The organism is Kitasatospora sp. NBC_00070, from assembly GCF_045041205.1.
GTDB lineage: Bacteria > Actinomycetota > Actinomycetes > Streptomycetales > Streptomycetaceae > Kitasatospora.
Window position 1 is genome coordinate 220,697 of sequence record NZ_CP108248.1, and the last position, 23,372, is coordinate 244,068.

Genomic DNA, 23,372 nt, shown 5'->3' on the forward strand with positions numbered 1-23,372 from the left:
AACCCGGCCACCCGACGGGGCGACCGCACGAGATCGCACGCCTGCGGTCGCTGTCCGGACAACTCGGGGGAACTCCATACGGAATGAGGCTCGCGGGTGGTCTGCCGCCGGACGCCGGGGCTGCGTTTGAGGTTGCCGCGGGGCAAGGTTCTAGGTTCGGGGCATGGTGGATGGACCTGAGCTGATCACGGTCGGTCAGCTGGCACGCCGTGTCGGCCTGACCGCGAAGGCCCTGCGGCACTACGACCGGGTGGGGTTGTTGGCGCCCGCTGTGGTCGACCCCGACACGGGGTACCGGCTCTACAGCGCCGAGCAGGTCGCGCCAGCGCGACTGGTACGGCTCCTGCGCTCGGTCGACGTGCCGCTGGACCAGGTGCGCGTGTGTCTGGCCGCCCCGGACGACGAGGCCGCCGTCAAGCAGGTCCTGACCCAGCACCGGCGTCGGCTCCAGGCACGTCTGGACCGGGTCCGGGGCGACCTCCACCGCACCGACCATCTCATCGAGGACGGAGTCACCACAGCGATGACCGACCAGGACCAGCAGGACACAGACACTGCCACCGGCGACGAACGGCGAATGGCCGTCGACCTGTTCAACGGGGTATGGCGACTGCTCGAGAAGGAGGAACGCAGCACCGAGGAAGACGACCGGATGCTGCACATGGCGCACGCCTCGCGCTACCACTGGGGCCAGGTCGGAGCCCCGGTGAACCTCAGCCGCGGCGAGTGGCAGTGCTCACGCGTCTACTCCGTACTGGGCCGCGCCGAACCCGCCCTGCACCACGCCCGACGCGGCATGGAGATCTGTCAGGCCCACCGAATCGGCGACTGGGACCTGGCCTACGCATACGAATCCCTGGCCCGCGCCCACGCGGTGGCCGGCGACAAGGACCAGGCCCGCACCTGGACCGAGCAGGCCCTGGCCGCCGCCGAGGACATCACCCAGGACGAGGACCGCGAACTGGTCCTCACCGACCTGGAGACCATCCCCGCCCAACCACGCTTCTGGTGACCCTCCCCCACCCGTGACCTCGAGGAAGCGCCCTCCTACTGGTGCATCAGCGCGGCGGCGAGGGCGGCGGCGGTCGCCGGGCCAGGCCCGTAGTGGGGGTGGGCCTGCGCCAATTCGGGCATCTTGGGTTCGGCGCGTTCCTGGGGAGCTCGCTCCAGTACCGTCGTGCCGGTTTCGGCCTCCAGTACTGGCGTGTATCCGGCCGCGCGCAGTGCGGCGAGCGTGTCTTTGGGGGGTGCAGTGCTGATCAGCACAGTAGGAGCGATCTTGCGCAGGCCCAGTTTGGTGAGACCTCTGGTGTGGGCGACCTCGGTGATGAGGTGTTCGTCGTCCGAGCGGATGCAGCAGGCGGATCTGACCACGCGCAGACGGCCGTGGGCACGGGCGATGTCCTTGACGGTGTAGGTGAGGGGCTGGGGCAGCGCGGTACCGCCTTCGCTGACGTCGGTTAGACGTTCCAGGATGGTGTCGGCGTCCAGGCCGGTGTCGAATGCGCGGCGCAACGAGGTGGGAGTGATTCGCCAGACGGTGGCGTGTCCTTCGGATTCGCGCTCTGCGCAGGTGGTGAGCAGGTCGGTGAGATCGGAGGTTGCGGCGCCGGTGACCGTGGCGGTCAGATCGGCCTGGAAACGGGCGGTGGTGCGTGGAGCGGGCAGCAGCGCTCCGAGGACCTGTCGCAGGTTGCGGACGGCGTTGGCGAGTGACGGGTGGTCGGTCAGGTCAGGTCCTGCACCTGGGACGGCGGGGAAGTGAAGTACGGCCCCGGTGTGCAGCAGGGCGCGGAGAGCATGTCCGGTGGAGGTGAGTGCGCCGTGGGCTGTGACACCGAGCAGTTCGGCCTCGGCGAGAGTGGCCTCGGCCCTTGACCGAAGGTGCTGGGTGCCCATGAACGGCGTCAGCGCGGGTCGGAACCAGACCGCACAGTCGAGCAGGTCATCAAGTCCGCGTGGGGTGATGCCGTGGCCGGCGGGGATAGTGGCAAGGGCATCGATGATGCCTCGGCGCAGTACCGCTGCCATCGTGTCGGTGGGTGAGACCAGTGCGACGGGGCTCTGGTTGTCGTCCTCGGGCCAGTAGGTGAAGATCTCAGGCACGACGCCCCAGGTGGCCAGCAGCGGCAGGAGCCGCTCGGCGGGAGGCATGGTGATCCAAGTGTCGTAGCGGGGGGTCGGCAGCAGCCGGACCGGTGGCTCGGGGGCTTGTTTGCGACCGCGACCGCGCGGGGCGAGGACGGGCGCATGGTCCTGGCGGGAGCCGAGCAGGTCTGCGTTGGAGGCGAGGTCGAGCCACAGACGGGTCTGCTCCTCACTGATTCCAGCGTCCTTGGCGACCCTCCTGGTGTCACGGACGGCGATGCCACCGGCTTTGCGGATCGCCAGCGGCTGCGCGGCCACGGCGCGCACGACGAGCTCGGCCTGCCAGGCGGCGGTTCCTGCCGCAGCCTGTGCCTGGCCGTCCGCGCTGCCGGGCAGCGGCGTGGTGTGGGTGAGGACCGGCGGGGTGAGGTGCAGGACAGGGGCAGTACTGTCGCGCAGGGCGTGGGCGATCTCGTACGGCAGCTCGGCGAGGTCGGTTCCGACAGGCAGCACCAGACCGTGCTCGGCCAGCCAGTCGGTCCCCGGGTCCCCGGAACCGCCGGGGCGCAGGGCGAACTTGCTGTTCGGGCCGGCGTAGCCGTACCGGGTTACGAAACAACGCGTTCGTAGCAGTGGGGGGCCCGGTACCAGTTTGTCGAGCAGATCCCGGGCCGCGGGCGGGGCCTGGGCGGCAAGCTCCCTCACCTTCCCGGCGTCCTGGAGAAAGGCGATGACCCTGCGTTGGGAACCATCACGGGTCGTGTCCCTGCCGACACCCAGCCGATCGGCGACCGCGTGGACCTCGGGAGCGTTGAAGGCATCGGTGAGGAGCAGGGCGGCGGGACGACCGTAGCCTTGGAGCTCTGCGGTGCGATGGTGCAGGAGCGCAGGTACCGCGACCTTCCCCTTGTGTGGGGGCAGGATCAGCGCCCGCTCAGCCAGGCGTTCGAGCGTCTCCTCGATGGCGGCCCGCGCTGTCCCGTCGGGTGCCAGCTGCCGCAGGAGCTCGGCGCGCGGCACAGAGCGGCTTGCCGGATCCAGTTGGGGGGCCTGCCGGGGCGCATAGCCGTGAGATGGTGCGGGCCCGCTGGGCGCAGGCCCATGCTCCTTGTCAGCGAGCTGGGCTACAGCTGCCAGAAGCCCCAACTCGCCGGTGTTCAGAGAACCCAGCCCACGACCGACAGAGAGGTCCGATAGAAGGTGGTCGGCAAGCTGGCCCAGTGTGCGCAGGCCCTGCCCGTATCCGGCGGCCTGTGGCAACGAGCGCAAGGTCAACAACACGGTGAGCTGTTCAGAAGTACGTCCAGCGAGCCAGGTCTTCAGGGCGGTCGCGCTCTTCACCCGGCTGATCTTAATCGTGAAGGACACCGCTGCGTGGAGGAATCGTGTCCCGGCTCTGCTATCGGCGAGCCACCCGTGGGCATGAAGGGTCGGCGCCCGGACATTGAACGGATTCAGGCCGGCCTGGCGGTCGCCCGGGGACGGTGCGTCGTGATGTTCCACATGCCTGGACTCCTCCCGTCTTTACCTTGATCTTTTAGGCACGCAGTGCCCTGGCAACGCCCCTGCGCCTTGCGGAACTGGGCAACCACCACGTCCAGGGGCTGGCCACCAGGACCTAAGCCGATCACCCGCCAGCCCTCGAGGGAAGCTCCCGGACTCCGCATGGTGCCCGTGCATACGCTGCTCCGGATGCAGCGCGCACCCGGCGACTGCAAGCTCGAGAGACGACCCAATCAACGAGGTGCCGCATGCCGCTCTTCATACATGAGAAGCTCTGGCGCTACCCCGCCCATCCACTGCTGGAGTTCACGCTGCGCGACTCCGAGGCGGTCCAGGCGGCCGACGCCCGGGCCCGTGCTCGCCAGCTGTGGGCGGAGGCGGTGGGCGACGAGGCGCTGAATCGCGAGTTCGAGGCTTCGGCCAGGCGGCTGCACCTGTCGGCGCCCGAGCACCCCAAGCGGGTCCTTGCCCGGATCAGGGTATGGCCAGCCGACCGGTCGTTCGATGACCAGCCCGAGGTCGAGCTGAACGCGCAGACCCAGCAGGTCACGATCCACCAGCCGCCAGCCGAGCCGAGGGTCTACCTGTGGGACGCAGATGCGGACGACTGGTCGGACGACAGCCCGGAGGAACACGATCCGGACTATGCCGACGACCTCGATGAGTCGTAGGCAGCGGTTCCGCCTACTGTCGAAAGCCCGACACCCGACAGTCCCGGAAGGCTCGACCTGCGGTCCGAACTGGCTGACGTCGGCGGCCAGGGCACTCCTCACCCTGGAGCTGCACCGCTCACTGCTGGGGACAACTTGACCAGCGGACCCTCCATGAGGGTGTCATGAGCTCCCGAAGACGTCTGATACGGGTGGATTACCCTTTGTACCGCAGCAGGTTCCTTGTCAGGTTGGTGTGGTCTCGTCCGTTGTGCGCATGGCGTGGTCGTCGATCAGGGCGATGTGGATCATGACTTCGGAGCCGGCGGAGAGCGAATCGTAGTCACGGCCTGCGCTGCCGCAGATGCCCCCCCGAGGCTTCGTTCGACTACACGTGGGGCGCGGGTGGCGCAGGCTGTGACTCTCCCGGAGTGTGAAGATGTGAAGTGCTGATGGGCCGTCACTCACACGAGTGTTTCTCGTTGCACTGGTCATGACCGTCACTGCCTTGCACCTCTGCCAGGATCCCGTAGACAACTCAGGCCCGGCGCCGGCTACGAGGGAGGAGCGGGTTCTGACCCGCGCCGCCGGGACCGGCAGCCGCATCCGGGCCTGGACCGGCGCCCTCGCCCGCCGCCAGAGCGACCCCTGCCACCGGGAAGCCCTGGAAGCCTTCGGCAGTGCGGTCGAAGTACTCCTGGCCACCGTCACCCTGGACGAACCTCTCGATGACGAGACCGAGGCCGAGATGTCGGTCCTGCTGCTTCTCCCGTCACCGGAAAGCGGCAACCCCATTGACCTGGCTGCACCCGAGCGGGTGGCCCTGGCCGCCATCAGCGCGCTCGCCCAGGCCGCCCCGGTCACCGCCCTGATCGACCTCGCACCGGACCTGACCGTGCTCCTCGACATCCTCGACGACGCCCTCACCCTGGCCGCCGAAGGCAGCCAGCCGCACAAGTATCAGCAGGCCCCGCTCTTCCGCTCGGCCCGCCAGGTGATGAACTCAGAGCACCTCGAATGAGCACGGCAGGCGACCCGGGTCACCCGGGCGCCCAAGAGCGCACCAATTCACTGCGGCGGCCAGGCTCACCGAACCGCGAGCGCTCGCCCCATACCGTGCACGGACACCAGCATGAGGACGGTACGGACCCAGCGATCCGGAAGGCCAGGATCCCCGCACTCCCAGAATCTCCCGGTCAGTTCCGCCCCGCGAAGTGCGGCGGAGAACCGGTAGGCGGCCTCGCCCTCGTGAACGGCTGAGGTGCTACCCCAGGCCTCCGTTCCGCTGAAGGTCGGGGGCCAGACTTCTTGCTCCCCCTTTGGGGTTCCTCTCCCGGGAAAGGACGGCGCCAGACTGAACTGGGCTCGGGAGAAAACCAGCTGCTTCTGCCCGCCCCGGAACGCGTCGTCCGGAGGTTGGGACGCTGCCCCACACCACAACCGCTCAATCAGACTCATGATGCAGCTTTGCGCAGTGACGTATCGTCAGACCACTGGGCCAGGTTGGTGCGCTCCCTGTGGTGTGCCGTTCCTGCAAACGCCCTACGGCCACCCTGGTGAGCCGTAGATTCGCTGGCACGGTGATTGACGACGACGCAATGGGAGTGATTGTGGGAAACGGAAGAACCTTCGGCACGGACAATGGCGTGGGTGCGACGATCGCCCTGCTGGAAGCGCAGCTGCCCGGTGTGCGGGAGCGACGGCGGCAGGCAGAAGCGGAGCTCGCCGCCGTTACCGCTGAGCAGGACGGCATCACCAAGGCCCTTGAGGGGCTGCGAGTACTTTCCGGCACTCCCCTCGCTGGGCAGACAGAGCCGCCCGCCGGGCTCCCCCCGGCCGGGGCCGTGCGGGAGCCCGGCGAAGCGGCCAGGCCGCTCCAGGCGCCCCCAGCGGCCAGGAGGCCGGCTGCGCCGACCGTGGCCGGGAAGAGGACCGTCAAGAAGGCGGCGGCCAAAAGGGCGGGCGCGGCGAAGAAGGCCGCGCCCGCGCGGGAACCACAAGCCTCGGCTCCCACCACGGCGAAGACCACCCGAAAGACAGCCGCAGAGGCCTCCGGTCCCAAGCCTGCGGCGAAGCGGACGAGTGCGGCCAAGAAGGCCGCGCCCGCGCGGGAACCACAAGCCTCGGCCCCCACCACGGCGAAGACCACCCGAAAGACAGCCGCAGAGGCCTCCGGTCCCAAGCCTGCGGCGAAGCGGACGAGTGCGGCCAAGAAGGCCGCGCCCGCGCGGGAACCACAAGCCTCGGCCCCCACCACGGCGAAGACCACCCGGAAGGCAGCCGCAGACACCAGCCCGAAGGCCGCGGCGAAGCGGACGGGTGCGGCCAAGAAGACGGCGGCGCAGCCGGGCCCCGCCGGTGACACTCCTGGCGTCGGGGCGGCGGCGCCTGTGGCGGCTGGCAGGCGACAGGTCACTGATGCCGACAGCGTCCTGGCGGTGCTGTCCCGGGCCGAGGTCCCGCTTCGTGCCCACGAGGTGGCCGAACAACTGGGTCTGGAGTCCGCTGCGGGGAATATCAATGCGATTCGCACCATGCTGGAGCGGCTCACCAGGGCCGAGCGCGCTCAGCGGCCCGAGCGTGGCCTCTACACGGCGGCCGGGCGTCCCGGAGCGGCGTAGCGGCCGTCCAGGTGGCCGATGCCAGGCTCTGGGGGTTGGGCGAGCGGCTCTCGGCCGGGCCGTGGTTGGTCCGGGAGCGGGCGGGGCGTGCTCTTTCTGCGGCCCGCCCTGCGTAACTGGCCACGTCCGCCAGGCGGCCGACGGGACTTGCGTGCCGGGTTGGCATCTGCGGGAGCGCCTCTCCCCCGGTCGGTGACCGCGCCCGCTCCGAACCCTCAACGGCGTCTTCGGTGTCGCTCGCCAGTGGCTCTCACCTCCGATGTTCGTCCCCCGTCAGCGGCCGGTCCCAGCCTTTGGGCCCGCACCGCTGGGTGCGCTGGTGGTGCACCGTACGCTGACGGGGGCCTTGGCGTGGATGACGGAGGGGATGTCCGGTGCGGGACGACACAGCTGTGGAGACGGCGTTGCTCAGCGGAGCGGCTGACGGGCCGGCTCCGGTCCGGATGGACGGCATCCGCATGCCGGAAGTCCGTCTGCCCTTCCCCGCGCACGAGCCGAGCCCCCATCTCGCGCGGGCGCAGACCGCGCTCGATGCCTGGCTCGACGAGTCCGCCATCTGCCGCTCCGCGCAGTCTCGGCGTTCCCTTGAGCGGACCCGGGTCCCGCTGATCACCGCGCTGGCCTATCCGGATGCCGCACCGCAGGCCCTGGAGCTGCTCGCGCAGTGGGCGACGTGGACCTTCGTCATCGACGACGAGTTCGACGACGGCCCCGACGGTCAGGACCCCGTCCGCTGCGCGGCCGCTCTCGCCACCTTCCTCACTGTCCTCGACGGAGCCCCAGCAGGCGACTTCGCGTCGGCGCGGGCGTTCGCCGGCACGTGGGGGCGCCTGGTGGAGGGCAGATCGGCGGCCTGGCGGCGCATGCTCGGCGACGACATCCGGGCCTACCTGTGGTCCTACCACCAGGGACTTGTCGACCAGCTGTCCGGGCGGGTCCCGACGCTGGCGGCATACCGGCGCCAGCGTTGTGTCTCCGCCGCCGCGTACACCTGGCTCGACGTGGTCGAGATCGCCGTGGGGGTCGATCTCCCAGAGACGGTGCGGCACTTCTCCAGCTTCCGCGACCTGCGGGAAGCCGCAGCCGAATACGTCGGGCTCCACAACGACCTGTGGTCCCTGGAGAAGGACCAGCAGGCGGGCGCGTTCCAGAACGCGGTCCTCCTCGTCCAGCACCACCACGGCTCATCGCTCCAGGAAGCCGTGGATCAGGTCAGTGACCTGATCACCGACTGCGCGCGGCGCATGCTCGACGCCGGACGCGATCTCGCCGCCCAGCTCGACGCGGCCCGGATCACCGGCCAGGCCCGCACGGACACGCTGGACTGTGCCTCCGGCTATGCGAAGTTCGTCCGCGGCTGCTTCGACTACCCCTCCCAGGCCGGCCGGTACACCACCGCCGCGGCGAGTCATTCCGGCACGGCCACCGCGCCCCACCAGCTCTTCTGACCCTGGCCCACCTCTCTGGACCGGCCATGACGTGGACCGCCCGGACCCTGCCTCGTGTCAGGAAGCGGTCACCTCGGCGGAAAGGCGGCACGCGCGCGGCCAACCACCGGGTGCTCCCGCGTGCGCAGGGCCTGCAGGGCGAAGACGGTGGTGAGGTAGGAGGAGCCGAAGTAGACGGGGAACCGGCCCATTCGGTAGTACGAGCAGGCAGGCCACGAACCGTCCCCTCGTTGCGCCTGTGCGAGGAGCAGCCGTCGTTCGGCCTGGCCGTCCGTACGGGAGAGGTTGTCTGCGGTCAGTGTCCGAAGAGCGATGTCCAGGGCACTGCTCGTCCTGCTGGCCAGTGCCTCGGCGGAGGCAGTCGCCTCGCGCTCGCTGAAGGCCTGGTGAAGCGGGTTGGAAAGGACTCGCGCGCTTGTGGGGAAGCGTGCGCAGAGCCGGGAGAGGGCGTAGAGGAAGGCGTCCGGGGAGGGGTAGTAGCGGGTGCCGTCCAGGTAACGGCCGGAGGCCAGGTGGTCGGCGAGGTACCGGTGTGAGGCGCCGGTGAACTCTGCGGCCTGTGCGGCCACGCTGTTGCTGAGCTGGACGGTGTGGAGGGCGTTCGCGCAGGCCACGGCATCGTGTTTGCGCCCGCGGCGCCCGGTGCCGGGTTCGGTGTCGTCCTCCCAGTAGACGAGGGGAACCGCCGGGACGAGGATCGTGTCGTCGCTCGGACGGGCTTGGCCGGGGAGTGCGGTGGTCGGGGCGGTTGCCTGTAGGAGGTCACGTACGCACGCGTCGAGGCTGGCGGCGGAGAGCAGGCCGCGTCCGTACAGGGCGCCGGCCGCCATCCCGGTGCAGTCGGTGTCCGCCGGGAAGCCGTTGGCATGGGGGAAGAACCGGTACCGGTTCTTCCATCGGGCTGTCTCTATCTGGGAGACCAACCGAGCCACCCGTCTCCTGCCCGCGCGATCTTCGGGAGGGGGCTGGAGCATCAGAGTCACCATGGCCGAGAACGCCTCACCCGACAGCTCGAAGCCGGGGTCAATGCCGAAACGCTCCCGCAGTACCGCGCGTGCGTCGTTACCGGAGAAGCTTGTCCCGAACCCGGGGTCCAGTGTCAGTTCCGCCGACGGTGCCCCTCCGTCCCCCACGGACAGACTCAGATAGCGCGCGGCGCGCTCGGCAGCAAGCTGCACGAACTCCGGTATCTGCCCCGACGGCTCCTTCTCCCGCACGGACTCCGTCACGACTCCCCGACTCTTCCCCACTCCAACGGCTGGTCGCCGGACCCGTCATCGTGCTACCCCCGCACAGTGCCGGCGAGTACCTTCTTGATCACACCGTCGTTCCTCAAGGACCCGGCACGACCTGGCCCAGGCCAGGCGGACTGAAGAGCGGTTAGCTCTCGGGTAGTTCCCAAAGTCTGACACCCTGTCGTCGATCAACGCGGCCCGGGTGGGGATTTTCAACGGTCGCCATCAACCTGGCGTGCTGTCCGGTCTGTCGGCAGCAGGGCGGCTTTGCGTACGCCGAGGAGGAGTTCTCTGCGAACGACGAGCACGCGAGGACCGCGCCCTGCGGGAAGTGCGGCCGCTGGCGCGTCACCTGGTGGTCCCGTGGCCTGACCCGTCGGGTGGCAGCGGACGTCCGCTGCCACCAGGTCGTGGTTGCTGGAGAACGACGGCAACGACGGCCAGCCCGGCTGGCACACCCGCCCGGCCTGTGGAGACGGTGTCCGAGAGTGACCAACGGTCAGCGGGTCCTCCGCAACGAACTGGTCGGCCCGGGCTGGAGGCGGAGCAGCGGTACCTGTTGCCGACGGTCTGCGTCGGATCCGGCCAGGAGCTGGTCGCCGCGAGGGCCGCCGCTGAGGCGACGCGACGGTGTGCTGTACCGGCCGGCCCGCCTTTGGCTTGGCTGTCTCGCGTGGTTCGTCGAACGGCGCAGCCTGCCGAACATGGCGTGGAGTGAGCGTAGCGGTCCGCGTCATGGACCTGGCCCGCCCACCCACGTCCCCAGGCGGGGAGGGGTGGGGTGATGCGGCGGACCGGAGTTGGCAGCCCGGCCCAGTACGGGGCGAGCCGGGGCGCGGGTGTTCAGGCGGCAATGGGAAGGTCGGCCCAGTGGGTGGTGCCGTGGGGCAAGGTGCGGGTGCCGTGGGTGGTGGCCAGGGAGTCGATGATGCTGGTGCCGCGGCCGCATTCCTCCGGCCGGCAGCTGGCCGCCCAGGCGCCTTCGTGAGTGGCGGGGCCGCCGTCGTCGACCTCGACCCGCAGAGTGCCGCCGGGGGTGGGGCGGTGGAGGTGGAGGGCGACGGGAGGCTGAGCGTGCTCGACGGCGTTGGTGACGAGTTCGGAGACGACGAGCAGGATCTGGTCGGCGGGGCCGCCGTCGACGCCCCACTCGTCCAGGGCGGTGCGGGCGAGGCGGCGGGCAGTTCCGGCGGACTCTGGCCGACGCGGCAATCCCCAGACGCAGGGCAGTGCACCGATCCGCGCAATGGGACGAACCCCTGGGACCGCGGAGGTGGTACCCGTCATGGTGCCCGCCGGGTCGGCAATCGATCCGCTGCGGGTGGCGGTGGCGTCCATGACGATCACATCCGGGGGGCTCGGGGCGAACCAGCGCTGACTGGGTCCTTCCACCTCCAGTCCTACGACGACCCGACAGACCAGGCATCGGGGGCTGTCCCTAGCACTGACCCCAGGCATCAGGTCCGTCGATGGGGGCTGAGTCGCTCGCCGGGTATCAGCCGGCGCCGAGCGAAGCTGGCACTCAGTCAGCTCGCGGCACTGGCCGAGCACGGCGTCGGGTGAGCGGCGGAGGGAGCGCAGCCCGCGGACGGACACGTACCTGATGTCCCCGCCCGGCGGGGGCATCAGGGGTCGGCGCGGGGTAGACATAGGGCGTGAGCGATGACGATGGTGTGGCACTGCCGGAACTGTGTGATCTATGCGGGCGGGTGATCCGGGGCGGGAGCGAGCTGTACGCCCTAGTTCCGGACTCCTCGGTCGTCCACACCCACGACACGCGGATGGACGGCCGGCGGCTGGCGACGGCGTGTTCGCAGGACCATCTCAGTGAACTGGTGAAGCAGTACCGCCGGCGGCCGTTCGTCGCGGCCGAGCTGTGGGCGGGCAAGATGGCCCGGGCGCTGGGATGCCATCCCGGCGGGATCGGTGCGGCGGAGCTCGCTGCGGAGACCGGTCTGACCTCCCAGCAGATCGAACTCGCTTCGCACTGGCGCAGCCCAGGCACCACCGGGTGAGACCGGTGGCTTCAGTGAGCCGACCGTTCGGCACCGCGGGCGGCTGGACTGTCCGGCTCGCTGCCGCCCGCCATGCTGGCCGCCTGGATGCCGCACTGAAGGTCCGCCGCTGCAAGCGGGCCGCACCGATGAGGTGGGTGTGCGTGCCCTGAGCGCTGATGCTCTTGCGGGATGCAAGGCTCGCCGCCGGTCCTCCCGGGGACCGGCTGAAGCCGGAGGCAGGCAGAGCCCCCGGGTGGGTGGGGCCGGAAGCAGCTCCCTGCGTCGCAGGTCGGACCGGCGCAACCAGAGGTTCGTACCAGCAGGAGGTGAGCCTTTTCAGAGCACCCGTCGGCCGGGTGACGGCACAGCGGTGGCAGTCGGTATGACCAACAGCGGCCCGGTAGCGCCGCGGCGGCGCCGTCGCCGGCCCGGCACCCGGCTGCCCGTCAGGGCTGGAACGGCATCGTCCAGCAGTTGGAGTGGAACGGCCTCCCGGCCAGGCGGTCGGCCAGCCAGGCGACGGCGGTGCCCTGGTCGGTGACCGCGGGCACCAGGTGGTTGGTGAGGATCTTGTCACCGAGGTTCGGCAGCACGATGGCGTCATAGGACACATCGGCCCCGTTGCGGCACCAGTCGACAGCCAGTTGGCGCGCCTGCTGGTGCGGAACGATGTCGTCCTGGGTGCCGGTCGCCACCCGCACTGGGCCGGCCGGTGTCAGCCGCCCGATGCGCTGGCGGTCCAGGACGGCACGGGCCACCGGGTCGGACGCGATGACATCACTGACCGACCTGCCGCTGGTGGTCCACCTGCCGCTCCTGGTGAAGCCGTAGCCGAACAGCGCGTCGCCGACGCACATGGTCGAGGCGTCGGCCAGGGCTGCCCGGCCGGTGGCGTTGACGTTGGCGTCGACGACTGCCCGGAGTTCCGGGTCGGACTGGGCGAAGCCGTTGATGGACCAGGCCAGAGCACCGGCCAAGGCGCTGCCGTCGATACCCTTCATCACGGAGACAAGGTCGGCGGGTGGTGCACCCGCGTAGGTCCCGGCGAGCGGGATCTCCGGTGCGTAGGAGGGCTGCAGTTCGGCGGCCGAGGCGCTGGCGCCACCGCCCTGGCTGTAGCCGTACAGGCCGACCCGGGACTCTGAGGTCACCGAGGCACCCGGTACCTCGAGCGCGGCGCGGGCCGCGTCCAGCACTGCGTGCCCCTCGTCGACCCGGTTGACGTAGGTGTGCAGCCGCTCGGTGGCGCCGAGACCGACGTAGTCGGTCACCACCACCGCCGCACCGGTGGCCAGCAGGCGGTAGACGGCCAGGGTCTCGTAGCCGAACGCGACGGTCTCGCCGGACAGGACGAGCGGGTGCTCCAGGGTGAAGGAGGGCGCGCACTGGTCACCCTGGCCCACGGTGCCCGAGGCGAGCACCACCAGCGGGCGCGGGCCGTCGCCCCGCCAGGCCGACCGGGGCTCGATGTAGGCGCCGGTTACCGCGACGGGCTGCCCGGCGGAGTCGGTGGAGCGGTACATCAGTCTGGTCGCGGTACCCGGCAGTTGGCGTCCGTCCAGGCCGGGCAGGCTGAGCCCGAGCGGCATCGGTTCGTGGCGGACCAGCGCACCGTTGCGGTCCGGCAGTTCGCCCGGCGGCGTGTAGAACGCGGGAATGGTCACGCCCCGGGAGACAACCGCCCCGGTCGGGCCGTCGGCCGCCGTCGCGGTGAGGGTCGGTAAGCCGGCGCAGACCAGCGTCGCCACCGCGATGGCGAGCCGACGCCGGCCCGGGGTGGGCGGGGAAGAGGCCAGGTCGGTGCGGGGAAGACGTCGTTGCATGGGTTTCCTACTCCTGACACGTCGAGGGGAGGGACCGGACGGTCCCGCGCGTCACCTTCCGGGCAGGGGTGAGCGCCGCCGCCCCGGCGTGCAGGGACATCGGCGATGCACGGGAGGCGGGGCACCAGGATCGGGCCGCCGGGTGTCCCGGCGGCCGTGAACCGCTGGCCGGTAGTACCGAACTCTCCTGGCGGGGAGCGAAGTTACCGGCGGTTACACCGAGAGGGTAGGGCCGGGCACAGGGCGGCGACAAGACCTCGTACCCGTCGGGGCATGGCGTGCCGTCATGCCTCCAGGTGAACCACGACCACCGGGTCCGCGCCATTGCTGTCGATCATGCGGAGTGCCGCACAGTCGGCCGCCCGGCGCAGGACGGCTGACATCGACCGGTCGACATCGTGGCGAGGTCCGGTCCCCTGGCATGGATCCGGGAGGTGGTCGGCCGGTCCACCTGGGCTCCGGTGAAGGCGCCGCCCATGACCGGTCTACCGGTTGGTGGGGAGCCAGCCGTCCTGGACGGCGTGGACGCCGGCTTGAAAGCGGCTGCGGGCGCCCAGTCGGTCGAGCAGGTCGGCGGCGATGCGGCGGGCGGTGCGCGGGGAGACGCCGAGGCGTTTGGCGATCACCTTGTCGGTGTGCCCGCGTGTCAGTAGTTCCAGCGCGGCCCGTTCCTGGGGAGGCATGTGCTGGGGAGGCGTGCTGGGTGGGGCGCCGAGCGGCGTTGCCTTGGCCCAGACGCTCTCGAACAGCGCGCTCAGGGCGGTGACCGTGCTGGTGCCGACGAGTACAACGGCGCCGGCGCGGGCGTTGTCGGTGTCCAGGGGCAGGAACACTTGGGCGCGGTCCGCGATGATCATGCGGATGGGAAGGGTCGGGACCGTGCGGACCTGTGCACCCAGTTCGCCGAGCCGGGCGGCGTGTTCGAGGGTGGGCCGATGGTTGCGGATGCTGTCGAGGTAGATCGTCCGCATTCGTACCCCGCGTTGCAGCAGTTGGGTGTTCGGCTCACGGCTGGCCTGCAGGTCGTCCTCGGTGTAGGCGCCGCCGGGAGCGAAGGTGTTGATCTCGCGTTTGACCTCGTCGGCGAGGCGAACAAGGCGCTCCCGGATCGCGTCCGCACCGACCAGCTGCTCAAAGTGGCTGTTCACCGGGGTCGCGCGCAGCACCGAGCACTCCGCGATCAACTGAGCAGCCGCCGCGCGTGAGGCTTCTACGCGCATCTGGTGGGCGGCCAGTTCCGCCTGCTGGCGGGCGAGGAGGATCTCCATCGCCTTCTCGGGTCCAATCACCTGGAACCCTGTGTCCTCGGTCTGCGAGGAGTGGACCAGGGCCATTGCACTGAGTCGTTCGAGGGCAACGCGGGTGTCCTGGATGGTGAGGCTGGTGTGCGCGGCGAGGTCTGCAACCGTGCTCTCCAGGGGCAAGGCGAGCATGGTCCGGTAGACGCGTTCCGCGTCGGTATCCAGGCCCAGGTCTTCCAGCACCGGCTCCCCTTTCGTCGAACGGGCAACAGTCTCCTCGCACATGTTGTGCAAGTTCTGTAGGGAGGGAGCCTATGAGATTGACACGTCTGCGTCAGCTGGACGACTTATGCCATGTCCTAAACAGGTCGTCGCGGCTTGCTGGTGGCACTCACGCTGCCGTACGACGATCGAGCGTGTATCTCATCCACGCCCGACTGGGCTCAGTCGGCGCTGTATCGCTACCACCCGATGCCGCCCGCGTGTTCGCGTCCTTCGCCTGCCTGGCGGAACCGGTCGAGCACGTCGTCGTCCATCACAGCCACGTGCCAGGTCCGGTGGTAGGCCTGTTCATGGCCGCACCCAGCCTGGCCGAAGCCGAGCACACCGCGTTGGAAATCTGCCGCCGGGCCGTCGCCGACCACCCCGCGCTGCGCGGCATCAGCGTTGTGAGTTGCGGCGCGGTGCTCGTACCAGGCCCCTGGGATGCGGAGTAAACGGGCCCTGCGCCCGATCCGCCATGCCCGCCGCCCTTCCTGGCCCTCTTATGCCACCGCCTAATCCGTCCAGCCCGAGCCCATTCCCCCCGCAGTTGCGGCACGTCACAGTCATGGCAGTAGCCGCAACGGCGGACGGCAGTCCTCTCCGGAGGAACTGGTAGGCCCGGGCATGGGAATCCCTGGAATCCCGCCATCGGCCAGCCCGGTCCGGCTCACGAGGTAGACGTCGGGAAACGGCGACCGCACTACAGGAGGAACGATGACGCTCAGGACAATCGCTTCGCTCGCCGCTGCGGCCGCCTTCGCTCTCGGCGGTGGAACCGTCGCTGCGGCGGCCTGGTCGGACACTTCCCACCGGACAGGCGTGGTCGTCGCCGACCAGGCCCCCTCCGGCGGCTTGGAGCCCGCTGCGGCCCCTCCCGTTGACGTGACCTGGGGCGGCTGAGCTTGGACCACAGGCCCTTCCGCCCGCACGGACATGTGGCACCCATCCGAGCCCGACTGCGGGACCTCCGCCCAATCGCCAAGCGGGCGGACAACCCGTCCTCCCAAAAGTCCAACCAAACCATCTGACAGGGAGTCTCTTCCGATGACGCGATCCACGCTTGCCTCTCGCACTCGCCGCAGCGTGCGGAACACCCTCATGACCGCGGGTGTCGCCGCCACCCTGCTCACCGCACTGCCCGTTGCCTCGGCCCAGGCGGCCACTCCCAAGGTGATGATCATGAGCGGCGCGTTCTCCGGCTACGCGCTGTGCGCCAGCCCCACCGACGACTGGGTCTGGCTCAAGAAGGTCGACGCTGCTAACCCCGATGCCTTCTGCCTGTGGAAGGTGATCGGCGCCTCCAGCCAGTTCACCCTGTACAACCCGGCCAAGGACGAGGTCATGGCCTACACCGGTGGTAACGAGGGCGTCGTGGTGATGGAGGACTCCGGCACCTCACGCCTGGGGGCGAACGGCGAACTGTGGTCGTGGGGAGGCCAGGAGGGCTGGGGGGCGTCGGCTTTGCAGTCCTTCTGGGACAGCGGGCAGAACGTCGACGCCAAGGACGGTTTCAACAACCCCCGTACCGACCCGGTGCACACCCGCGGTTGGCGTCATGGTTCCCAGCGTGAGCTGACCTGGAACGCGGTTGTCCCCGGCTGACCACCCACCGGGTTCGGACCGGTTCGACCCGGCATCGCAGCCGGTCCGAACCGGTCCGAACCCGTCTACGCCAGCGGGGGCGGCGCCTACGGCGGCTTGCCTCCGTGGGTGATCTTGGGGTGCGTGGCCGGGCAGCGTGACCAGTGGGCAGGCGCGCGACTGGTGGCACGGGTCGGCCCGGTGGTGAGGTACGCGTTGTCCGTCCCTCCCCGTTTCGGCAAGCAGGTACCCGCTCCGACTGTGCGACGGCCGTCCCGGTCTCCGTCGGCCCAGTGGCCCAGTGGCCCACCGCATGCGTACCGCAGTCCCTGCTCGGCCTGACGGACCATCAGGCCGAGCGGGCGGTCCGCTGCCGCACCGACTTCACATACGCCCTGACCATAGAGCTGGACGATCCCGCCTTCCACAACGGCGTACTCAGCGACCAACGCAAGCACCTCCCCGTGAACCGAGCCGACCGCCTCCTGGATCTGGCGCTGGCCCGCTTGAAGGAGGCCGGACTCGCCACCGAGCGCACCACGCAACGCACCGCCTCCACCCATGGGGCCGGCTGCAGTGTGCGGCCTGCCCCGGCTGGGGCTTGTCACCGAGTCGGTCCGTGAAACGACGCCCAGGGCCTGCCCGGCATCCACACCCGCCTGACGCATCGCGGAGTGGTGCTCGCCGGGCACCTGGTCGACAACGGCTGCACCTCCCGGTCCGCCTGGAACGAGCTGCCCGCGAACACCGCTTGCGCCGCTACCGCTACCAAGAAGAACTCCGCTGCTCAATTCGAGGTGTTGGTCAGGCCGCAGGGTGAGCATGCAATCGCCGCTGGCCACGGTGGTGCACTTGTTGCGGGAGGGGCAGGAGCCGCAGTCAGAACGGGCGGTCTCGATGACGATGGCGTCACGTCCGTGCTGCTGGACGGGGTACCCCCTGCGCTGGCGCGGCCCTCGGGGCAGCGGACCTGGAGGGCCGTCCGGTCGATCCGGATGGTGCTCCTGTCGAAGCCTTCGGCGGCGCGGGCCTGCGGAGAGTGGTCGGCCGCCAGCGGTGTGATCATGGTGGTGCCCTCACGTGCGGCGACGACGACCAGGGCGGCGGAGGGATAGCCGGAGCTCGAGGCAGTGCTCGCCGGACTTGATCCCGCGCCCGGCCAGGCGCTGCTGAATACCGGCGGTGGCGGTCACGTCGGTCGAGGAGGTGGTGGCCACGTCCTCGACCAGGTTCGGAGTCCGGGCCCCGCCCGCGGCGCCGTCGGTGCTGTCGTCGCAGGTCGCGGTGAGGTGGACCTTGCAGCCGCACCAGAACAGCTCGTCCTGGCCGTGGACCTCGGCCAGCCGGCCCCGCTTCGTCATCGACGAGGGCAACCGCCACGAGTCAACCCGGGCCGCGTACCGCAGCCCCGCCACCGGCATCGCCCGCCCGCCCGAGCCAGGCCGGCACGGCCGTGGCCAGGGCTTCCAGCACCGCGCACGCTCTCACCGGCGAGCTCAAGCCGGTTCAAGTCCCGCACCGCGCTGATGATATGTGTGGAGTCGGTGCGCTGCTCGCCCCCGGCCGAGGTCAACCCCTCCCCACGGCGGTATCGCCCTGACCACCATCCCGGCCGCTTGGCGATCGGTCGGATTCTCGGCGAACCGCAGCACCGTCTGCTCCAGGGCCTCCAGCAGTCCCACCGCCCCATCGGCACCCCCGCCACCCTCGCGACCGCGTGCCCACGAACCGCAGAAGCGTTCATGCCGCAGTCAGCCGACCCCCGGCACGAATTGAGCGGCAGAGTTCGCCCGCCCGGTAGCCGACCAGAAATCGCCCGGCGGCAGCTGGGCCCACGTACACCCGAAGGCGTCGATCATTGCCCAGATCCGGCCGATGGAGACCGCAAGCCGGATCTGTCTGCTTCATGTGACGACTTCAAACTGGGCGGACGTTGGATGCCCGGGGCCCCTTCTGGCCTTGGGTCACGTCGTATTCGACTTCCTGAGCCTCGCCGAGTTCCCTATATCCATTGGATTGAATCGCGCTGTAGTGGACGAAGACATCGACTCCGCCATCTTCCGGAGCAATGAATCCGAAGCCTTTTCGGAATTGAACCACTTCACAATGCCTTTTGCCATTTTCTTCTCAATGCCCGTGCGAGAGTCGTGACGGTCGCAAAGCCCTCGAGCTCTCGCAAACCAGTCACCCCGGCGCGCAAAACTGTCGGCGGGCATTTCCAATGAACCCACGGCGGCAGCCGCCGGGCAACGAGTCAGAGGGAAAGCGGGCGAGGCCATTCTCTGCCTCAATCGATTCCCTTTCGGGCTGGCAGGCGCAGGGGTAGGGACAGAATACTTATACTGCCAGGTCTCGCGTATCGATGAAGATCACTGGATCGCTTTCAAGAGGTGACCGAATTTCACGAGGCAGCAAAACGGATGCATCGGTCTACAGGGACGAGGCTGACCATGGGTGGCGGTGGAATCGACGACATCGTGGGACCGCATCGGGCAGCCCAGCTCGTGAATTCATACCGCGATCGCCTGCGCCGCGAAGACTGTTTAAGCGACCGGGCTGCGCTCCGTGTCGCATGCACCGCCTATGCTTACGGAATCATCTATGTCGTTGCGGCCCCAGGGCAAGTATGGCAGTCCCGTCCAGGCGCCTCAAAGGTCGAGCAACTAAAGATTGCAAGAATCGAGAACGCCGCTCCTTACGGACATTTTGCCCTATGCCTCAGCTCATGCGGGGTGAACGAGACGGTCACACTTGATCAACTAGACGCCGAGTACACCCTCGTCTCCTGGCCTGAGGAGTCGCCCGGCTGATCGAGCCACAGGGGTTTCCTGCCTGTTTTTCGGGAGGTTTTTATCAGAGTTATTGGCGCCACCGGGGCGCCCGGGAAGGGTCTCACATCAGAGAGGGGACGCGGCTTTTCGGGCCATGTCGTCTGCCTGGCTTTCCAGGGCTCCGTCTCTATCGCCCGGGCACGGGGCGGGGCACGGTGGTGCTACTGGCAGTGGATACCTGGAGGATGCTGTGCCGTGTGGGCGTGAGAACCGGGGTTGCACCCAGCACGGGGACCCGCGAGCAGGAAGCTTCTACAGTCACTGCCGGACATGCCCCGTTGATTTCCATTACGCCTGTGTCGCGCCGTCCGATCCCTGCCCCGCCTGCGGCGGTGCGATCATCATCCTTTCTGGCTCCCGTCCCCGGGGCGGAACCTCCACCGCCGGCCGTGCCACTGATTTTCTTGCTCTGGTACGAGCATTTGTCGTGGCGACGCCATCACCCACACGCTTGGGGCCGGGTTTGCAGAGCACCGCGCCGGTCGGCTCGTCCACCAGGCGGGGGACAGTACGTCGTCTCGACGAGACGGAGACCAAGCAGGCGTCCGCCGGCTCCCGGCCACGCCGAACCTCTCCTGTGCGAGGTCAGGCCGGGTCACCGTCAGCCATGGCGCCCAGACCGCGACGAAGTACGCCCGAGGCTGCGTCGCCTGGCACCGCCTCTCCTCGATTGGCAAGCACCGAAACACCCAGCGCTGCTGCCATACCGTTCACCGCTCGTTCGGAAACCATGGGCACAGGTACAGAGATGCCACATCGACGGCTTGCGGTTCCGTCAGCCAGTCCGGCCGGTGCCGAACGCAAGGAGCAGGCGCCACCGCCACCGGTTACCAGGCGAGTGGAGCGGGAGGACACTACCGACAGCGCCGACATCAGCGCCCTGTGGCATGACACGGCTCTCCGCTGCGAACGCATGCCGGCCCGCTGCATGCTCGGCTGCGGTAAACCAGTGACGTTCGATGGGGCGGGTGAGGCCGTCGCAGTACGCTGCCCACGCGGGTTCACCGCCATACACCGTGGGACCAGCCCGTTCTCCCATCTTGGATGCGTACCGGACGATGGCCGGTGCGGGTTCTGCAAGACCTACATCAGGGACAGAGTCGTCACCAGCCCCACAAGCCGACACCCGGTCCCCGGCGAGGAGTGGACCGTCGTCGTCTCCGGGCGCTGGAGCAAGGCGTGCCACGTCTTCCAGGGCCGGAGCGCGCTGTGCTACGCCGCGGCGACGGCCATGGTGGCCAAGGCGTATGAGCGGCCCATCGACATGTGGGAGGTCATGCACAACTTCCTGATCTCCCCAGGGGCACTGCTCGCCACGAAGGGCGATCTCTACAGGAGCGCGTTCGAGACGGTCAAGAAGGGGTCAGAGAAGACCACAGGCATACCTACGGGCACGTCCGAAACACTCGCCGTCCAAGCCCTGATGAGAAAAAGCCCAGGTGGAGCAGCGGGCTTGGAAGCGGCAGCCCACTGCTTCGGCTCGCAAGGCTGGTGCCCCAGAGAACGCGATTCCCCAAGAACTGGGTATTCCGGACAAGCAAGAAGCTCAACATCCAGTTTGGCATGCAGGCCTCACAGATAGGCACTCAGACTCCGCCGATCTCATATCCATCCAGGACATGTCGTTGATCTCGGCGGTGAGGCCGCTCGACCGGTGGCCGCAGGCTCTCGAAGTAGTGCTCCTGCAGGGCATCGGCGAGGAGCTGTTCCTGCTGGGCTGACTGGCTCCGGTGTCGCGGGCTTCATCGAGGGCAGCGAGCCCTCCCGGACGGCGCTGCTCTGGCTGGAGTACGGAGGCCGAGGGTGGGCGTTCCCGGGAGCCGGAAGGGAGCCCGCTGAGGCAGGCGTTGGCTTCCGGCCATTCTCTGCGGCCGCACGCTACAGCAAGACCGAATCTTTTGCGTCTGGACGAGTTCGACTGCCTCAGCCGGACCGCAGGGGCGCCGAACTGCTGTTCCAGATCCTCACCAGGTACGAGGAGTACGAGGCGACCGCCGTCGCGGCGAGCTCACCGGTTACCGCGGGGACAAAGCCTTCGACGACGCCCGGTCTGTACAGCCTCGTCGTCCGAACGCCCTCCTGCAGTCGCCGAAGTGCACCGAACGGACACCGATAGGCGATTCCATCCGAAAATGATGTGATCCTTCCGGTCTGTCACGATATGGTCGGTCGATGAACGATAACGACGGGCACTTCGGAGAGCGCGTAGCAGAGCAGTACGACAAGTCCTCGGCTGCTGAGTTCCGGCACGACACCGTTGAGCAGACCGTCAGCGTTCTCGCGGAGTTGGCGGGCGGTGGAAGGGCGCTGGAGCTGGGAATCGGGACAGGACGGATCGCTCTGCCGCTCGCTCGTCGCGGCGTTCCGGTCCACGGCATCGAACTGTCGCGGGCGATGGTGCAGCGAATGCGTGCCAAGCCCGGAGGTGAAGAGATCGGCGTCTCCATCGGGGACTTCGCCACCGTGAAGGTGGACACGACGGCCGATGGGCCCTTCTCGCTCGCTTTTCTTGTCTTCAACACCATCATGAATCTGACAAGCCAGGAGGCCCAGGTCGCCTGTTTCCGTAACGTCGCCGAGCACCTCGCGCCCGACGGCCGCTTCGTCATCGAGGTGCTCGTTCCGGAACTGCGCAAGATTCCGGCCGGGCAGAACATCGTCCCGTTCCGCACCGGCCCCACTGAGTGGGCCTACACCGTCTACAACACCGTCACCCAGGAGGCAGCCTGCCACTACGTCGAGGTCACCGAGGACGGCCGTGGCGCAACCCGGACGATCCCTTTCCGCTACGTCTGGCCCGCGGAACTGGACCTCATGGCCCAGCTCGCCGGCCTGAGACTCTGCAACCGCTGGGACAGCTGGACACGCACGCCGTTCACCGAGGACAGCGCCCAGCACGTCTCGGTCTGGGCGAAGCCGACGGGCTGACTCCGCACGTCGCAGAGCTCCTGGGCAAAGGCGGACAGCAGCGGGCTGGAGCCGTGCCTGCCAGGGAAGCTCGCTCTGCGGACTTGGCCGGAGTGTCGGCGCGCTCGAGGTTGCGGTTGAGGACCTCCGTCAGGTCCACCACGTCGGTCGCCATCTCAGCGAGCCCCCGGAGACAGCGACCCCACCGAGAAGGCCCGGGCCGCCGCTTGCGGTCCGGGCCCAACCGATGCTGGCCGGCGCTGGCGCCGGGCCATCGAACAATAGCCGTCAGCCCTGGAGCAGGTCCTGACGTGCGACTCAGTTCAACTTCTGCAGACCGGCCTGGACGTCGTCGAAGTTCATCACCGGCATGAACGTCACCTTGGCACCGAGGTCCTGGAAGAACGGCTCGGCGACGGACGGAATGTCGGACGGGTTCTTGAGATCAAAGACGATGTACCCGGTGCGCTGGCCATCTTTCGTTCCGAAGTACGCGGCCTCCGGCTTGACCTGGTCGAGCACCGACTTCATCGTCTTCGACAGTGCATGCTCGGTGATCGACTTGTTCGCCTTCTCGGTGTCCATCTCAACCGTCAGCAACACCCTCATGGTCGTTCCACCTCTCATCAGTGTCGGCACACTCGTGCCACTTGCTCAGCGTGGGTTTCGCCTCGGGCATTTGCAGCCGGAGAGGGGCATCAGAGTGAACAGAGGCCCACATCAATCCGGCATACCTTCCACCCCACCATGCTGCCGGTAGTCACACTCCGTCGCACACAGCCACTACGCCATTGGGGTTCCGTCTTCTGCCTGAACCCCTGACCACCATCATTCGGCCCACGCACAGGGCCATCATGCGTGCATGGAATATTTCTACGACGGCCCTGCCGAACTGATCCTCGGCTCTGTACCGGTACACGTCCACGCGCGCCTCACCTGGGTGTCCAAAGGTCCGGCCTGGGAGGGCGAACTGACCGACGAGGACAATACCGGGGACCTCTGGGACGCCTACCAGAACTCGGCCGACGCCGTCCTGAAGGTGGCGGACGGGCCCCCGTGCCGGGTGCTGGCGACGAAGTACCGGGTGGACAACGGCGCCATCACCGCCTGGGGCACCACGTTCCCACTGGCCGAAGCACCTCACCAACCCGGCGAGCCGTCGGCCTGAGGGCTGTCCCGTAAC

The 23,372-nt window shown here is 68.7% G+C and carries 17 protein-coding genes and 1 pseudogene; 10 read left to right on the top strand and 8 right to left on the bottom strand.

All coding sequences use genetic code 11. The features are described 5' to 3' along the window. Positions 1-163: 163 nt before the first annotated feature. Entirely contained in the window at positions 164-1,012 is an 849-nt protein-coding gene (locus OHV05_RS36030) for a MerR family transcriptional regulator (RefSeq protein WP_331730222.1), read from the top strand. A gap of 35 nt (positions 1,013-1,047) precedes the next feature. On the opposite strand, the gene OHV05_RS36035 is transcribed toward OHV05_RS36030, so the two are convergent. Then, positions 1,048-3,429, bottom strand: a complete 2,382-nt coding sequence (locus OHV05_RS36035) for a helicase-associated domain-containing protein (protein WP_331730224.1) — start codon at positions 3,427-3,429, stop codon at positions 1,048-1,050. Between the two features lie 410 nt (positions 3,430-3,839). On the opposite strand from OHV05_RS36035, the gene OHV05_RS36040 reads away from it, so the two are divergent. The 4 genes from OHV05_RS36040 (at position 3,840) to OHV05_RS36055 (ending at position 8,310) form a co-directional block, all read left to right on the top strand. Next, positions 3,840-4,262, top strand: a complete 423-nt coding sequence (locus tag OHV05_RS36040) for a hypothetical protein (RefSeq protein WP_331730225.1) — start codon at positions 3,840-3,842, stop codon at positions 4,260-4,262. A gap of 472 nt (positions 4,263-4,734) precedes the next feature. Further along, positions 4,735-5,262 carry a hypothetical protein gene (locus OHV05_RS36045; protein ID WP_331730227.1) on the top strand — a complete coding sequence of 176 codons (528 nt, stop codon included), beginning with the start codon at positions 4,735-4,737 and terminating at the stop codon, positions 5,260-5,262. A gap of 559 nt (positions 5,263-5,821) precedes the next feature. Beyond that, positions 5,822-6,862, top strand: coding sequence for a hypothetical protein (locus OHV05_RS36050; protein WP_405021635.1), 1,041 nt, complete (start codon positions 5,822-5,824; stop codon positions 6,860-6,862). 443 nt (positions 6,863-7,305) lie between these two features. Then, positions 7,306-8,310 carry a terpene synthase family protein gene (locus OHV05_RS36055; protein ID WP_405021636.1) on the top strand — a complete coding sequence of 335 codons (1,005 nt, stop codon included), beginning with the start codon at positions 7,306-7,308 and terminating at the stop codon, positions 8,308-8,310. A gap of 68 nt (positions 8,311-8,378) precedes the next feature. Here OHV05_RS36055 and OHV05_RS36060 read toward each other — a convergent pair whose 3' ends face one another. Both OHV05_RS36060 and OHV05_RS36065 read right to left on the bottom strand, forming a co-directional pair. After that, positions 8,379-9,539: a hypothetical protein gene (locus OHV05_RS36060; protein ID WP_331730233.1), complete on the bottom strand. Its 1,161-nt coding sequence runs from the start codon at positions 9,537-9,539 to the stop codon at positions 8,379-8,381. An 849-nt stretch (positions 9,540-10,388) separates the two neighbouring features. Beyond that, the gene (locus OHV05_RS36065; RefSeq protein ID WP_405021637.1) at positions 10,389-10,757 is read right to left on the bottom strand and encodes an ATP-binding protein; all 369 of its coding nucleotides are present in this window, start codon (positions 10,755-10,757) and stop codon (positions 10,389-10,391) included. Between the two features lie 443 nt (positions 10,758-11,200). Here OHV05_RS36065 and OHV05_RS36070 point away from each other — a divergent pair, with 443 nt between their 5' ends. Further along, a complete protein-coding gene (locus OHV05_RS36070) occupies positions 11,201-11,560 on the top strand; it encodes a hypothetical protein (protein ID WP_331730237.1) in 360 nt (119 codons plus the stop codon). Positions 11,561-11,988: 428 nt separating this feature from the next. On the opposite strand, the gene OHV05_RS36075 is transcribed toward OHV05_RS36070, so the two are convergent. Next, complete coding sequence (locus tag OHV05_RS36075) at positions 11,989-13,365, bottom strand: lipase family protein (RefSeq protein WP_331730238.1); 1,377 nt, start codon at positions 13,363-13,365, stop codon at positions 11,989-11,991. Between the two features lie 485 nt (positions 13,366-13,850). Then, positions 13,851-14,849 (bottom strand): LuxR C-terminal-related transcriptional regulator, encoded by a 999-nt coding sequence (locus tag OHV05_RS36080; RefSeq protein ID WP_405021638.1) that lies wholly within the window; start codon positions 14,847-14,849, stop codon positions 13,851-13,853. Between the two features lie 239 nt (positions 14,850-15,088). Between OHV05_RS36080 and OHV05_RS36085 the strand changes: the two genes are divergently transcribed. Further along, positions 15,089-15,322, top strand: a complete 234-nt coding sequence (locus tag OHV05_RS36085) for a hypothetical protein (protein ID WP_405021639.1) — start codon at positions 15,089-15,091, stop codon at positions 15,320-15,322. A gap of 646 nt (positions 15,323-15,968) precedes the next feature. Continuing rightward, complete coding sequence (locus OHV05_RS36090; RefSeq protein WP_331730249.1) at positions 15,969-16,472, top strand: hypothetical protein; 504 nt, start codon at positions 15,969-15,971, stop codon at positions 16,470-16,472. 1,055 nt (positions 16,473-17,527) lie between these two features. Here OHV05_RS36090 and OHV05_RS36095 read toward each other — a convergent pair. Together OHV05_RS36095 and OHV05_RS36100 are read right to left on the bottom strand one after the other, a co-directional pair. Further along, the gene (locus OHV05_RS36095; RefSeq protein ID WP_331730254.1) at positions 17,528-17,812 is read right to left on the bottom strand and encodes a hypothetical protein; all 285 of its coding nucleotides are present in this window, start codon (positions 17,810-17,812) and stop codon (positions 17,528-17,530) included. A gap of 556 nt (positions 17,813-18,368) precedes the next feature. Continuing rightward, a pseudogene (locus tag OHV05_RS36100) lies at positions 18,369-18,571 on the bottom strand (cold-shock protein). 2,883 nt (positions 18,572-21,454) lie between these two features. Between OHV05_RS36100 and OHV05_RS36105 the strand changes: the two are divergent. Continuing rightward, entirely contained in the window at positions 21,455-22,210 is a 756-nt protein-coding gene (locus OHV05_RS36105; protein WP_331730259.1) for a methyltransferase domain-containing protein, read from the top strand. A gap of 297 nt (positions 22,211-22,507) precedes the next feature. On the opposite strand, the gene OHV05_RS36110 is transcribed toward OHV05_RS36105, so the two are convergent. Continuing rightward, entirely contained in the window at positions 22,508-22,798 is a 291-nt protein-coding gene (locus tag OHV05_RS36110; protein ID WP_331730263.1) for a DUF3303 family protein, read from the bottom strand. A 253-nt stretch (positions 22,799-23,051) separates the two neighbouring features. Between OHV05_RS36110 and OHV05_RS36115 the strand changes: the two genes are divergently transcribed. Beyond that, positions 23,052-23,357, top strand: a complete 306-nt coding sequence (locus tag OHV05_RS36115; RefSeq protein ID WP_331730266.1) for a hypothetical protein — start codon at positions 23,052-23,054, stop codon at positions 23,355-23,357. Positions 23,358-23,372: the final 15 nt, after the last annotated feature.